Annotated in this window: 16 protein-coding genes; 7 read left to right on the top strand and 9 right to left on the bottom strand. The window is 74.0% G+C overall.

From position 1 onward, the window contains the following. Nucleotides 1-71: 71 nt before the first annotated feature. Entirely contained in the window at nt 72-641 is a 570-nt protein-coding gene (locus tag DV20_RS42880) for a helix-turn-helix domain-containing protein (protein ID WP_043789827.1), read from the bottom strand. A gap of 18 nt (nt 642-659) precedes the next feature. On the opposite strand from DV20_RS42880, the gene DV20_RS42875 reads away from it, so the two are divergent. Then, nucleotides 660-1148, top strand: a complete 489-nt coding sequence (locus DV20_RS42875) for a GNAT family N-acetyltransferase (protein ID WP_043789825.1) — start codon at nt 660-662, stop codon at nt 1146-1148. Here the strand turns inward: DV20_RS42875 and DV20_RS42870 are convergent. After that, nucleotides 1145-1732: a helix-turn-helix domain-containing protein gene (locus tag DV20_RS42870; protein ID WP_043789821.1), complete on the bottom strand. Its 588-nt coding sequence runs from the start codon at nt 1730-1732 to the stop codon at nt 1145-1147. The two genes, DV20_RS42875 and DV20_RS42870, sit on opposite strands and share 4 nt — an antisense overlap. A 78-nt stretch (nt 1733-1810) precedes the next feature. On the opposite strand from DV20_RS42870, the gene DV20_RS42865 reads away from it, so the two are divergent. From DV20_RS42865 to DV20_RS42855, 3 genes are all read left to right on the top strand, one after another. Continuing rightward, entirely contained in the window at nt 1811-2752 is a 942-nt protein-coding gene (locus DV20_RS42865) for an NAD(P)/FAD-dependent oxidoreductase (RefSeq protein ID WP_043789818.1), read from the top strand. Nucleotides 2753-2792: 40 nt separating this feature from the next. After that, the gene (locus DV20_RS42860; RefSeq protein WP_043789815.1) at nt 2793-3248 is read left to right on the top strand and encodes a group II truncated hemoglobin; all 456 of its coding nucleotides are present in this window, start codon (nt 2793-2795) and stop codon (nt 3246-3248) included. Between the two features lie 159 nt (nt 3249-3407). Next, nucleotides 3408-3983 (top strand): TIGR03086 family metal-binding protein, encoded by a 576-nt coding sequence (locus DV20_RS42855; protein WP_043789814.1) that lies wholly within the window; start codon nt 3408-3410, stop codon nt 3981-3983. Here DV20_RS42855 and DV20_RS42850 read toward each other — a convergent pair. Both DV20_RS42850 and DV20_RS45715 read right to left on the bottom strand, forming a co-directional pair. Further along, nucleotides 3946-4839, bottom strand: coding sequence for an NAD-dependent protein deacetylase (locus DV20_RS42850; RefSeq protein ID WP_043789813.1), 894 nt, complete (start codon nt 4837-4839; stop codon nt 3946-3948). The two genes, DV20_RS42855 and DV20_RS42850, sit on opposite strands and share 38 nt — an antisense overlap. Before the next feature lie 25 nt (nt 4840-4864). After that, nucleotides 4865-5806: a DUF3800 domain-containing protein gene (locus tag DV20_RS45715; RefSeq protein WP_167344439.1), complete on the bottom strand. Its 942-nt coding sequence runs from the start codon at nt 5804-5806 to the stop codon at nt 4865-4867. Between the two features lie 92 nt (nt 5807-5898). Here DV20_RS45715 and DV20_RS42840 point away from each other — a divergent pair, with 92 nt between their 5' ends. Both DV20_RS42840 and DV20_RS42835 read left to right on the top strand, forming a co-directional pair. Continuing rightward, nucleotides 5899-6921, top strand: coding sequence for an alpha/beta hydrolase (locus DV20_RS42840; protein ID WP_043789811.1), 1023 nt, complete (start codon nt 5899-5901; stop codon nt 6919-6921). Nucleotides 6922-6935: 14 nt separating this feature from the next. Further along, on the top strand, nt 6936-7802 hold the full coding sequence (locus DV20_RS42835) for an alpha/beta fold hydrolase (protein WP_043789809.1): 867 nt from the start codon (nt 6936-6938) through the stop codon (nt 7800-7802). Here DV20_RS42835 and DV20_RS42830 read toward each other — a convergent pair. Further along, nucleotides 7760-8101, bottom strand: coding sequence for a DoxX family protein (locus DV20_RS42830; RefSeq protein WP_043789807.1), 342 nt, complete (start codon nt 8099-8101; stop codon nt 7760-7762). The genes DV20_RS42835 and DV20_RS42830 overlap by 43 nt on opposite strands. A 95-nt stretch (nt 8102-8196) precedes the next feature. Continuing rightward, the gene (locus DV20_RS42825; RefSeq protein WP_043789806.1) at nt 8197-8760 is read right to left on the bottom strand and encodes a TetR/AcrR family transcriptional regulator; all 564 of its coding nucleotides are present in this window, start codon (nt 8758-8760) and stop codon (nt 8197-8199) included. A gap of 68 nt (nt 8761-8828) precedes the next feature. Between DV20_RS42825 and DV20_RS42820 the strand changes: the two genes are divergently transcribed. Then, nucleotides 8829-9785, top strand: coding sequence for an alpha/beta hydrolase (locus tag DV20_RS42820; protein WP_043789805.1), 957 nt, complete (start codon nt 8829-8831; stop codon nt 9783-9785). Nucleotides 9786-10301: 516 nt separating this feature from the next. Here DV20_RS42820 and DV20_RS42815 read toward each other — a convergent pair. From DV20_RS42815 to DV20_RS42805, 3 genes are all read right to left on the bottom strand, one after another. Beyond that, nucleotides 10302-10721, bottom strand: coding sequence for a DUF6292 family protein (locus DV20_RS42815; protein ID WP_043789802.1), 420 nt, complete (start codon nt 10719-10721; stop codon nt 10302-10304). A gap of 274 nt (nt 10722-10995) precedes the next feature. Beyond that, nucleotides 10996-11916 (bottom strand): non-homologous end-joining DNA ligase, encoded by a 921-nt coding sequence (gene ligD, locus DV20_RS42810; protein ID WP_043789800.1) that lies wholly within the window; start codon nt 11914-11916, stop codon nt 10996-10998. A 9-nt stretch (nt 11917-11925) separates the two neighbouring features. Continuing rightward, complete coding sequence (locus DV20_RS42805; RefSeq protein WP_043789799.1) at nt 11926-12672, bottom strand: GAF and ANTAR domain-containing protein; 747 nt, start codon at nt 12670-12672, stop codon at nt 11926-11928. Nucleotides 12673-12795 lie beyond the last annotated feature (123 nt).

The raw sequence follows: 12795 nt of genomic DNA, 5'->3' as shown, positions 1-12795 counted from the left end.
CACGGCCCGGCGGGCCGTGTCACCCCGTTTTTCCGTGGCCGACGGTGAAACGCGGATCCGGGGTCACCTGCTCACCCCGCCGAGCGGGACCGCATGATCAACGCCGCGACGTCGTACACACAGGGGTTTCCGGTGCGGTTGGCGTAGGAATGCCCGGTGTCGGCGGGAAAGTAGACCGAATCACCCGCCGCCAGGACGTACTCGGTGTCGCCGACGCCCAGGGTCAGCTCGCCCGACTCGACGGCGACGAACTCGTGGGATCCCGGGGCGTACGCCGGAAAACCGCCCGCGTCGCACCCCGGCGGCAGGGTCGTGCGGATCCACTCGAAGTTGACGCCGGGGACAACCGGCGTGAGGACCGTGCGGTGCCAGCCGCCGGGTTCGGTGACGTGGTCCTGCTCGGCCGCGCGGCGGACGATCACGCGGTCGGCCTCCAGGTCGGCCAGCAGCCGGGAAACCGGCAGCCCGAGGCCGTCGGCGATCCGGGACAGCACCACGACCGTCGGTGTCTTCTCGCCGCGCTCGATGGCCGACAGCATGCTCACGCTGACGCCCGCCTTCCCGGCGAGCGCGCTCAACGCGAGACCGCGGCCCGCGCGCAGGTCGTGCACGTGGTGGCCGAGCGACACCGGATCAATCATTCCTCTATGATAGCGGCTATGTCCACTATAGCGGAAGCGACGGAGGCGGACGCCGAAGGCATCGCCGCCGTCTTCGCGCCCTACGCCACCGGCTCCGTCGTCACCTTCGAAACCACGCCACCGACCGCCGGCCAGTGGCGCGCGAAGATCCGCGAGAGCACGTGGCCCTTTCTCGTGCTGTCCGAAGAGGGCACGGTCCTCGGTTACGCGCTGGCCGCGCCGTGGCGGCCGAAGCCGGCGTACCGGCACTCGGTGGAGACGACGATCTACCTCGCGCCCGAGGCCGCCGGGCGCGGCCACGGGCGCCGGCTGCTCGACGAGCTGCTGAAGCGGTGCGCGGAGGCCGGGGCCCGGCAGGCGATCGCGGTCATCGTCGACTCCGGCAACCCGGCGTCGCGGCGGCTGCACGCGGCGGCGGGGTTCACCGAGGCCGGCGTGCTGCGCCGCGTCGGTTTCAAGCACGACCGCTGGCTCGACACCCTCCTGATGCAGCGCGAACTGGGCTAACGCGACTTCGCCCGCAGGTGCAGCCGCTCCCCCTGTTTCCCGAACAGGCTGAGGATCTCCGCCGGCCGGCCGTCGACCGCGCCGAACCAGTGCGGCAGGCGGGTGTCGAACTCCGCCGCCTCGCCCGGCCCCAGCGTCATGTCCCGGTCGGCCAGGATCAGGCGCAGCCGGCCCGAGAGGACGTACAGCCACTCGTACCCCTCGTGGACCTGGGGGTCGGGCTCGCCCGTCTCCGGCTCGAGGATCATCTTGAACGCCTGTGGCGCGCCCGGCTGGCGGGTCAGCGGCAGGACCGTCATCGTCGCGCCGTTGTGGCGCGGGATGCGGCGGGCGGTCAGCCGGACGCGGGGGTCGCCGACTTCCGGCGCGCCCACCAGCTCGTCCAGGGGCACCTGGTGGGCCTGGGCGATCGGCAGCAGCAGTTCCAGGCTCGGCTTCCGCTGGCCGGACTCCAGCCGGGACAGCGTGCTCTTCGAGATGCCCGTCGCCTCCGACAGGTCGGAGAGGGTGACCCGCCGCTGCGTGCGGACCCGCTTGAGCCGGGGGCCGACCTCGGCCAGTGCCTGGGTGATCGCGTCCGTCATGCGCTCCAGGAAACCCGCTTGTCCCGGAAATGGCAACTTTAGTTGTCGGATTCGCGACGCCGGGTTCATCGTGGCGGCATGAGCGAAAACAACAGCTTCGACGTACTGGTGGTGGGTGGCGGCGCCGCGGGACTCAGCGCCGCCCTGATGCTGGGCCGGGCGCGGCGGCGCGTCGCGGTCGTCGACTCCCGCGCCCCGCGCAACGCGCCGGCGGCGCACATGCACGGCTTCCTCTCCCGCGACGGCCTGCCGCCGTCCGAGCTCCTGGAAATCGGCCGCGGAGAACTCCGCGGCTACGGTGTGGAGCTCCTCGAAGACGAGGTGGTCCGGCTGGACCACGGCTTCACGGCCCGGCTGGCGAGCGGCCGGGACCTGACCGCCCGGCGCGTCCTGGTCGCCACCGGCGTCCACGACGACCTGCCGGACATCCCGGGTCTGCGCGAGAGCTGGGGCACCGACGCGGTGACCTGCCCCTACTGCCACGGCTACGAAGTGCGCGACCAGCCGCTGGGCGTGCTGGGCACCGAACCCGCGAGCGTCGAGCACGCGCTGCTGGTCCGCCAGTGGTCTCGGGACGTCGTGTACTTCCCGCACACCGAGCCGGTGTCCGAAGAGGACCGTGAACGGCTCGACGCGCGCGGGATCCGGGTCGTCGAAGGCATCGTGACCGCGGTGCGGCGCGGGAACGGCCACCTCACCGGCCTCGAGCTCGGGGCCTGGTTCGTGCCGCGGACGGCGCTGTTCCTCCGCACCCGGACCGTCCCGCACGACCGGCTGCTGCGCGATCTCGGCTACGTCGAAGGCGACGTCGATCCGTCTGGGAAGACCGGCGTGCCCGGGGTCTGGGCCGCGGGCAACGTCGTCGACGCGCGGGCGACCGTGATCATCGCCGCGGCCCAGGGCGCGGCCGCCGCCGGGGCGCTGAACCACGACCTCGTCACCGAAGACGTCCGGCGGGCGGTCGACGCGCTCGGCGGCTTCACCCCCGCGGCGGAACGCGCGGCCGCCGGCGCGCGCTGACGCCCTGGCCTCCGGCGGCCCGGCGTGCCAGGCTCGGCGAGTGCGTCCGACGCTGTACGAATTCGCCGGCGGCGACCCCGCGTTCCACGCGCCGGCCGCCGCCCACCACGAGCGTTGCCTGGCCGACCCGGAGCTGAACCACCCGTTCTCGAAGCCCGGCCGGCACCCGCGGCACGTCGAGCGGCTCGCCTGGTACTGGGCCGAGGTGATGGGCGGTCCGCCGCGCTTCTCGCGGGAGTGCGGCAACCACTCGGCGATGCTCCGGACGCACGCCGGCAACGGCGACCTCGCCGACCTCGGCCGCCGGTTCGTGGCCTGCTTCGTGCGGGCCGCCGACGACGCCGGCCTGCCGGCCGATCCGGAGTTCCGCGCGGCGCTGCGGTCCTCCCTGGAATGGGCGGTGGCCGAGCTCCTCACCTACCCCGGACCGCCCGGCGAAGTCCCCGCCGGGCTGGCGGTGCCCCGCTGGTCGTGGGACGGGTTGAAGTCGCTGTAACGAGCGGAGCGGCCGCCGCGTCTTGCAGGCGACGACCGGCTGTGGAGGTCCGTCGTCAGAGCCGGTCCGGGCGGGTACCCCCACCCACCCGGACCGGCTCGTCCACCGCGTCCGATAGCCGCTGGCACCGCCGCCGCGAGCCGCGCCAGACTGACCGCCATGCTCCTCGACCGTTTCCTCCTCGCCTCCCGGGGTTTCGAACGCCACCTGCGCGCGGTACCGCCCGACGGCTGGGCCGCGCCGACGCCGTGCACCGAGTGGGACGTGCGGGCACTGGTCAACCACATGACCCGCGGCAACCTCAACTACGTCGGGCTGCTGCGCGGGGTCACCCGCGAGGAATTCCTGGCCCGCCGGGACGAAGACGCGCTGGGCGGCGACCCCGTCGCCGCGTTCACCGGCTCGGTCCGCGCCTGCGCGGACGCCTTCGCCGAGACCACCGCGCTCGACCGCGTCGTCGACTACCCGTTCGGCAAGCTCACCGGACGGCAGGCACTGGCCATCCGCACGGCGGACAGCACCGTGCACACCTGGGACCTCGCCCGCGCGCTGGGCGCCGACGAGACCCTCGACCCGGACCTGGTCGCGTGGATCGACGAGGACTACGACACGATCTTCGCCGGGCTGGCCCTGGGCCCGCGGGTCTTCGCCGAGCCGCCGGCCGCGGCGCCGGGCGCGTCCCGCCAGGACCGGCTGCTCACGCGGTTCGGCCGCGACCCTCGCCCAGCCGGCTGACCAGCTCGGTCAGCGCGGGCCCCAGGGGCCGGTCGACGCGCACCGAGGCGTACCGGTCCCCGCGGGTCTCGCCGCGGTTGACGATCACCACCGGCTTGCCCGCCCGCGCCGCGTGGCGGACGAACCGGAGCCCGGACATCACCGTCAGGGACGAGCCGAGCACCAGCAGCGCCTCGGCGTCGTCGACCAGCCGGTAGCACTGCTCGACCCGCGGGCGCGGCACGTTCTCGCCGAAGAACACGACGTCCGGCTTGAGGACGCCGTCGCACAGCGCGCACGGAACCGTGCGGAAGCCGCGGACGACGTCGGCGGGCAGCTCGACGTCGCCGTCCGGGTTGATGCGGGTGGCCGCGCCCGTGAAGCCGGGGTTGGCCGCGCGCAGCCGCCGGTCGAGCTCCGCGCGCGGGCTGGTGCGGCGGCAGTCCAGGCAGATGACCCGGTCGAGGCTGCCGTGCAGCTCGACGGCGTCCGCGGTGCCCGCCGCCTGGTGCAGGCCGTCGACGTTCTGCGTGATGACGCCGGAGACGTATCCGCCGTCGCGCAGGGCGGTCACCGCGCGGTGGCCGTCGTTGGGGTGGGCGCGGGCGATCGTGCGCCAGCCGAGGTGGCTGCGCGCCCAGTACCGCTGCCGGCCTTCGGCGCTGGTGACGAACTCGTCGTAGGTCATCGGCGTGTGCCGGCGCAGGCTGCCGCTTTCGCCGCGGTAGTCGGGGATGCCGGATTCGGTGGACAGCCCGGCCCCGCTGAGCACGGCGACGCGCCCGCGCGCGACGACGCCGGTCAGCTCGTCGAGGCTGGACGTCCGCGGCAGCGGCGCCTCCGCCGACGTCCAGGACAGGGTGGGCCGGGTTCGCACCAGGCCAGGGTACGGAAGGACCGCGTCACCGTGCGCGCCGAGCCGCGATCAGGGAAGTCGGCCCATCCCACACCGAATCGGCGTCCACGAACGACCTCAGCAGCGTGGTCAGCCGGGGGTCGCCGCGGCCGTTGAGCTCGTCGGAGGCGATGCGGCGCGCCACGCCCGCCAGGAAGTCGGCGATCTGCACGCGGGCGTCGGCGCGGGAGTCGACGAAGCGCACGCCGGCCAGGCGGGCGCCGAGCGTCGCCTTGAGCTGCAGGACGCGCTCGGGCGTGAGGGCCAGCTGCTCGTCGTGCACCAGGGCGACCGGGGTGCCGCCGTCGCTCCAGTGGCGGACGGTGTGGATCACCGCGGGAACCAGCGGGTCCAGCACCGGGACCAGGCCGGGATCACCCGCCAGCCGGGCGCGGTAGGCGGCCACGCGCTCGGCGCCGCCGCGGAACCGGGCGACGATTTCGCCGGCTTCGCCCGGGACGCCGGCGAGTTCGCCGACCAGGGCGAAGAACTCCGCCGGCGACGTCGTGACCCCGCGGCGGGGCTTGAGCCGCAGCACGCTCGTGAAGGCCGTGAGGAAGAACTCCCACCGGGCGGCGCCGAACGCGGCCGGGCCCGTGCGGTGGAGGGTGCGGGCCATCGCGTCCGTCCCGTCCTCGGCCAGCAGGGAGACGGCCGCGCGCACGGCGAAGAACGTCTTGCCGGTCAGGTGCACGTGCCCGCGGCCGGCGAGGGGGCCGTCCGGGGCGAGCAGCCATTCGAGCACCGCGCGGTGCTTGGCGCGCAGCAGGTGGTTGGCCTTGTACTCCTCGGCGGGCGAGCCGATGCGGGCCCGGATCTCCCGCACGCACGCGGCCGCCGCGGGCCAGGACATCCGCACGCCGGCGTGGGCGAAGACGTCCGTCTCGCCGCCGAGCAGGTTCTCGCCCTCCGAACCCGACTCGTCGCAGGCGATCTCGACCGGGCGCACCTGGTCGATCGTGCCAGAGGAAGCCGGTCCCGTGCGATCGGATCAGCCCGGCGCGGCGGCGGGCACCGGGTGGACCGTGGTTGACTGGGCGCATGCTGCCCTGGGACGGCGAACTCGCCGGACGGCTCGACCGGCACACCGTCGAATCCGCGCTGCTGCGCGGCAACCCGCTCGGCGACCCGCACGAGCGCCCGCTGTGGGTGTACGTCCCGCCCGGCTACGACGACGGTGACGAGCGCTACCCGGCGGTCTACGTCATCCAGGGCTACACCGGGCACCTGACGATGTGGGCCAACCGGACGCCGTTCCGGCAGCCGTTCGTGGAGACGGCCGACGCCGTCTTCGCCGGTGGCGCACCGGGCTGCGTCGTGGTGTACGTCGACGCGTGGACCGCGTACGGCGGCTCGCAGTTCGTCGATTCGCCGGGCACCGGCCGCTACCACTCGTACCTGTGCGACGAGATCGTGCCGTGGGTCGACGCGCACTACCGCACCCTGCCCGACCGGGAATCCCGCGCGATCGCGGGGAAGTCGTCGGGCGGGTACGGCGCGATGATCACGCCGATGCTGCGGCCCGATCTGTTCGGCGCACTGGCGACGCACGCGGGCGACTCGCTGTACGAGCTGTGCTACCTCCCCGATTTCGGCAAGGCGGTCCGCGCGCTGCGCGGCTACGGCCAGGACATCCAGGCGTGGTGGACGGACTTCCGGAGCCGGACGGCGTTCACCAGGCCCGAAGACGGAACCCTGCTGACGGTGCTCGGCGTTTCGGCGTGCTTCTCGGCCCGCGAGGACGGCACGCCGGAGCTGCCGTTCGACCCGCTGACCGGCGCGCTGCGGCCGGAGCAGTGGCAGCGCTGGCTGGACCTGGACCCGGTCCGGATGGTGCCGGGCCACGCGGAGGCGGTCCGTTCGCTGCGCGCGGTGTGGATCGACGCGGGCACGAGCGACGAATACTTCCTCGACGTCGGCGCGGAGGCGTTCCGGGCGGAGATCGCCCGCGCGGGCCTGCCGGACGACCGCGTCCACTTCGAGCTGTTCGACGCCGGCCACGCCGCGATCGACTACCGGTACCCGCTTTCGCTGGCCTGGCTGGCGGAGCGGCTGGCCCGCTGACCCGGGCCGGCCGCATGGTCACCGAGACCGGACTGGCGCTGCCCGGCGGACGCACCCTGCACGTCCACGACACCGGTGGCCCCGCCCGGCTCACCGTCTTCTGGCACCACGGCACCCCGAACACCGGGGCGCCGCCCGGGCCGTTGCTGCCCCTCGCCGACGAGCTCGGGGTGCGGTTCGTGTCCTACGACCGGCCCGGTTACCGCACCTCGACCCCGGTGCCCGGGCGGACGGTCGGCAACGCGGCCGAGTGCGTCGAAGCCGTCGCCGACGCGCTCGGGATCGGCCGCTTCGCCCTGATGGGGCACTCCGGGGGCAGCTCGCACGCCCTCGCCACTGCCGCCCTGCTGCCCGGACGGGTGCTGGCCGTGGCCGGACTGGCCGCGGTCGCGCCCTTCGACGCCGACGGGCTCGACTGGTTCGACGGCATGGCCGCCGCGAGTGCCGCCTCGCTGCGGGCTGCCTGCGAAGGCCGGGCCGCCAAGGAAACCCACGAAGCCGCCGCCGAGTTCGATCCCGAGGTCTTCACCGATGCGGACATGGCCGTGCTGCGCGGTTCGTGGTCGTGGCTGGACGAGGTCGTCCGCGCGGCGCTCGCGGACGGGCCCGGCGGGCTGATCGACGACGACCTCGCCTACGTCACGCCGTGGGGGTGCGACCCCGCGCGGATCACCGCGCCCGTCCTCCTCCTGCACGGCGAACAGGACCGGATGATCCCCGCCTCGCACAGCGCCTGGCTCGCCGGGCGGTGCCCGGACGCCGAGTACCGGCTCGTGCCCGGTGCGGGCCACCTGTCCGTGCTGCGGCACGCCGCCGACGCTCTCACCTGGCTCGCCGATCAAGGCCGCAAGACCAGCGAGGCGACCAACGGCGCGAGGTAGAGCAGTGGGAACACCAGGTGCGCGGACGACCGCGCCCGGGCCACCGTGACCAGCGCGCCGGTGAAGTACAGCACCAGGCCGACCGCCGCCGCGATGCCGAGCGGCGGCCAGCACAATCCGGCGAGCAGCCCCGCAGCGCCCGCCGCCTTGGCCGCGCCCAGCCGGTTCCACCACGCCCGGGGCACGCCGTACTCGGTGATCGGCTCGACGACCCACTTCGCGTGGGCGAACATCGAGACGGCCGAGAAGCCGACCCAGGCCGCGGCGGCGACGGTGACGATCAGGTACGCGGTGTCCATCGGAACTCCCCGGGGTCCGCGGCCCCGCGTTCGGGGCCGTCACTCCCCCGACTCCGCCGCCCGGGCCGATGTGACAGCCCGGCACGTGACGGCCGTCACCGCGCCCCGAAGTGCCCCACGACCATCTCGGCCAGCGCGGTGACGTCGGCGTCGACCATCGGCTCGCCGGTCATGCCCATCCGGTGCAGCAGCGCGCCGACCACGACGTCGACGAAGAACAGCACCCGGTTCTCCGGTTCGCCGAGCGCGTCCTGGAGGGCGAGCCGGTACGGGTCCTGCAACCGCGAGGACAGGATCACGCGCAGCGCCGGATCGCTGACGGCGTCGCTGAACACGCCGGCGAACGCGTCGCCCACGCCGGGTTCGCCGATCCTGGCCGCGGCCCAGCGGATGATCGCGGTCAGCATCTCCGCCCGGCTGCCGCCGGCCAGCGGCGCCGGGCCGAACGCGTCCAGCAGGCAGTCGACGATCAGCTCGCCCTTGGACGGCCAGCGCCGGTAGATCGTCGTCTTCGCGACGCCGGCCGCCGCGGCGATGCGCTCGACGGTGGCGCGCGCGTACCCCAGCTCGTCGACCGTGCGCAGCGTCGCGGCGAACACCACGTCGTGGAGGCCGGCGCGGGGACGGCCCGGCGGCCGGGCGGAGGGGGACGAAGCCATGGCGCGAGCCTACCGGTTTTCGCTACCGTAGGTTTCGATACCGCAGGTTTCGAAACCAGGGAGCCACCATGTCCGCAGAATCGACCGTGCAGCGTCCGCCCGAGCCGGACTGGCTCACGATGACCGACGAAGAACTGTTCGCCTACCGCGACGCGGAGAACCGCTTCCGGGCGTCGGCGGCCGCGCGGGCGTTCACCGGGGAACCGCACCCCGGCGTCGTGATCGAGTGGCGGGACCTGCCCCTGCCCGGCCGCGAACTGCCGGTCCGGGTGTACCGCCCGGCCGAGGAGGACGGCGTCGCGTTGCCGCTCGTGGTGCACGTCCACGGCGGCGGCTTCGTCGGAACGGCGGTACAGAGCGACTGGATCAACAGCCACCTCGCCGCCCGGCTGCCGTCGGTCGTCGTCTCGGTCGAACACCGGCTGGTCGCCCCGGAGCACCCGCTCGCGGACGCGGTCGACGACGGCTGGGACGCACTCCGGCACCTGGCGGGCGCCGCCGGGACGTGGGGCATCGACCCGGACCGGGTGGCGGTCGCCGGCGAAAGCTGCGGCGGGTTGATCAGCGCGCTGGCCGCGATCCGGGCCCGGGACGCCGGGCTGCGCCTGCGGGCCCAGGTGCTGGTCAACCCGGCGGTCGACGCGACCGCCGCGATGTTCGGCTACCCGTCGGTCACCGAGTACGCCCACACGCCGACCCTGGGCATCCCGGTGCTGCGCCTGTTCCAGCGGCTCGCCGTCCCGCCGGGCACCGACGCCCGCGCGCTCTCGCCGGTGCACGCCGAGGACCTGAGCGGGCTGGCGCCGGCGCTCGTGGTGGTCCCCACCCACGACCCGCTGGCCGACCACGGCCGCCGCTACGCCGAGCGCCTGGCCGCGGCGGGCACCCCGGCCCGGCTCTCCGAGTACGCCGGCGCCGGGCACGCCTTCCTCAGCACGCCGGGCCTCGCACCCCAGGCCGAGACGGCCGCGGCGGAGATCCTCGGCTTTCTCGGTACGTCCTTCGCCGCGGGCGCAGCGGCATGAGGCCGTGACGTGGGTGACGCGGCGTGGAGCCGGGATGCCGGTGGCCGATTTCCGGCGGCGTGAAGCCGGGACGCCGGTGGCCGGTTCCCGGCGGCGGCGTGTGGTCGATGGCAGAGCCTCGCCGGGCCCGGTCGCCGGCTTGCGCGGCCGCGCGTGGTCGGCGATAAAGCCTCGCGGGCCCCGGTGGCTGGCTTCCGGCGACCGCGCGTGGTCGGCGGCAGAACCTCGCCGGAGCCCCGTGACCGACTACCGGCGACCGCGCGTGGTCGGCGACAGAGCCTCACCGAAGCCCCGTGGCCGGATACCGGCGACGGCATGTAGTCGACGGTAGAGCCTCGCGGGCCCCGGTCGCCGGCTACCGGCGGCCGCGCGTGGTCGGCGGCAGAGCCTCACCGAAGCCCCGCGGTCGGATACCGGCGACCGCGCATGGTCGGCGACAGAGCCTCACCGGACCCCGGTGGCCGCGCTGCCGTGCCGGTCGGCCGGGACCGGCACGGCACTGTCCACTGTGGAGAATCAGCGGGCCGGCAGCAGGGGCAGGAGCTCCTGGTGGTGGCCGGCGCGGCGCAGCACCGGCGAGCCCGGCCCGGCCGGCTCCCGGGCGCCGGCCCGCAGCGCGGCCAGGAAGCGCACGACTTCGCGCGCCGGCGGCAGGATGTCCGCGCCGCCCAGGTAGGACAGCACGATCATCTCCTCGCCGCACGCCGCCTCGACCGCGACCGCCCAGCCGTGCACCTCGTCCCAGAGCAGCGCCACGTCTCGCTCGGGGAACCGGCGCAACCGCCAGTCCACCGCCACGTACGCCGACACCGGGACGTCGACGTCCACGGTGCAGGATTCCAGGCCGAAGCCGAGCGCGCGCGCCACCTCGCCCAGATACGCGCGCAGCCCGCGCTGGAACCAGAATTCGAGATCGGTGTCGATCAGGCCGGACACCCGTTTCCCTTCGCCATGTTCGACAAGACCGGCAACGGCCGCCGCATCATTGTCTTTCGCCACCGCGACGGCTGTCGCGCTTCGTGCGTAGACCGTACCGACTTCGCGGACTTCGGCCCACCGCCGGACATCCGCACTCGGGGTCCGTGCAGCGACACGGCCGTCTGCACGTGCAGCGCTCCACATTGGACGATCAAATCCGCAGGTGAAGACGTTTCTCCGCAATTCCCCGGAATCCCACCCGCGCACCCGGCGGAATGGCGGCCGCGAAAATTCAGCCGAACGCAGGAATCGGTACCCGGGTGCGGTCCAGATCGGCGAACAGATCTCCGAGCTCCTCGACGCGCGCCAGGACCTCGCCCGCGGTGAACCTCAGGTGCGTCACGTGCCGGCAGGCGCGGACCTCGTCCCAGGTGACCGGCGTCGACGCGGTCGGCTCGTCGCGCCCGCGCAGCGAGTACGGCGCCACGGTGGTCTTGACCGGGTTGTTCTGGCTCCAGTCGATGAGGACCTTGCCCGGGCGCAGGTTCTTCGTCATCCGCGCCACGACGAGGTCCGGCGTCTCGGCGGCGAGCCGCTCGGCCAGCGCCTTGGCGTACCGCGACGGTTCACCGCCGTCCGTGGTCACGACGCCGGCGTACAGCTGCATGCCCTTCGAGCCGCTGGTCTTCGCCACCGGGGTCAGCCCGTCCTCGACGAGGACGTCGTAGAGCCGTTCGGCGACCCGGCAGCAGTCGACCACCGTCGCGCCGGGACCCGGGTCGAGGTCGAACACCAGCCGGTCCGGCGTGCCGCGCTCGTCGCCGGGGCCCACGGTCCACTGGTGGACGTGCAGTTCGAGCGCCGCGAGGTTGGCCGCCCACACGAGCTCGGGCAGGTCGTTGATCAGCGGGTAGGCGACGATCTCGGGCTCCTTGCCCCGGCCGCCGACGGTCAGGCGGGCGGTGCGGATCCAGTCCGGGGCGTGCCGGGAGACGTCCTTTTCGTAGAAGGAGCCACCGGTGACGCCGTTGGGGAACCGCACGAACGTCATCGCCCGGTCGCGGATGTGCGGCAGCAGCACCGGCGCGATCCGCGTGTAGTAGTCGAGCACCTCGCCCTTGGTGAAGCCGTGCCGCGGGTAGAGCACCTTCTCCAGGTTCGACAGCGTCAGCTGCCGCTCGCCCACCTGTACCGTGATCCGGCTCCCCGCCACCCGCCCACGTTACCGCGGCGGGACGTGCCCCGAGACCACCCGGTCGACGAACCGCCCGGCGACCTCGCGCAGCTTGAGGTTCTCCCGCTGCGACTGCTCCACCAGCAGGGCGAAGGCGTCGTCGGCGCCGACCTGGCGGATCGCCATCAGCATGCCCTTGGCCTGGTCGATGACCGCGCGGGAGGTCAGTGCGGTCCGGAGGTGCTCGGCCGTCTCCCGGGCCCGCAGGTAGCGGTGGTACACGCGGAGGATCGCCTCCACCGCGGTGGTGTAGAGCTCCAGCAGCCGGGCTTCGACCTCCTCGAAGCCGTCGTCCTGCCGCCCGTAGCAGTTGACCGCGCCGGAGAACTGCTCGTCGGCCACCAGCGGGGCGGCGAGAAAGCTCCCGAAGCCGGCCTCCCGGGCGCCGCGGGCGAAGCGCGGCCAGCGCTCGAGCGCGTCGGACACCGACGTGCGGACGATCTTGCCGCTGCGGACCGCTTCAAGGCAGGGGCCGTCGCCGATCCGGTACTGCTCGCCGTCGAGCTCGTCCACCACGCCGCTGGTCGCGGTGGCCGTGTGCGGCACCTCCCCGGTCACCAGGGTGACCGAGGCCTCGTCGACGCCGGGGACCGCGTGCCGCACCTGCAGGCACACGTGCCGCAGCAGGATCCGGAAGTCGTCCTCCTCCCGCAGGACGGCGGTGAGGGCTTCCAGCGCCCCGGTGACCTCGTCGAACAGCGGCGAAGCCGGCGCGATGCGGTCCGGCCGTTCCATGTCTGCTCCTCCCGGACGGGCGCGAAGGGTCCTCGGGTACCCACTCCGCCGCGATCCATGTCCGGCGGCGGCGCCCGGTCACCGCGCGGGGCCGGCCGCCTCCTCGCCGCCGAGGAGCGCCCG

The sequence above is a fragment of the Amycolatopsis rifamycinica genome (genome assembly GCF_000695625.1).
Classification (GTDB): domain Bacteria; phylum Actinomycetota; class Actinomycetes; order Mycobacteriales; family Pseudonocardiaceae; genus Amycolatopsis; species Amycolatopsis rifamycinica.
Note: the sequence above shows the minus strand (reverse complement) of the source record. Positions and strands in the feature narration are given on the sequence as shown.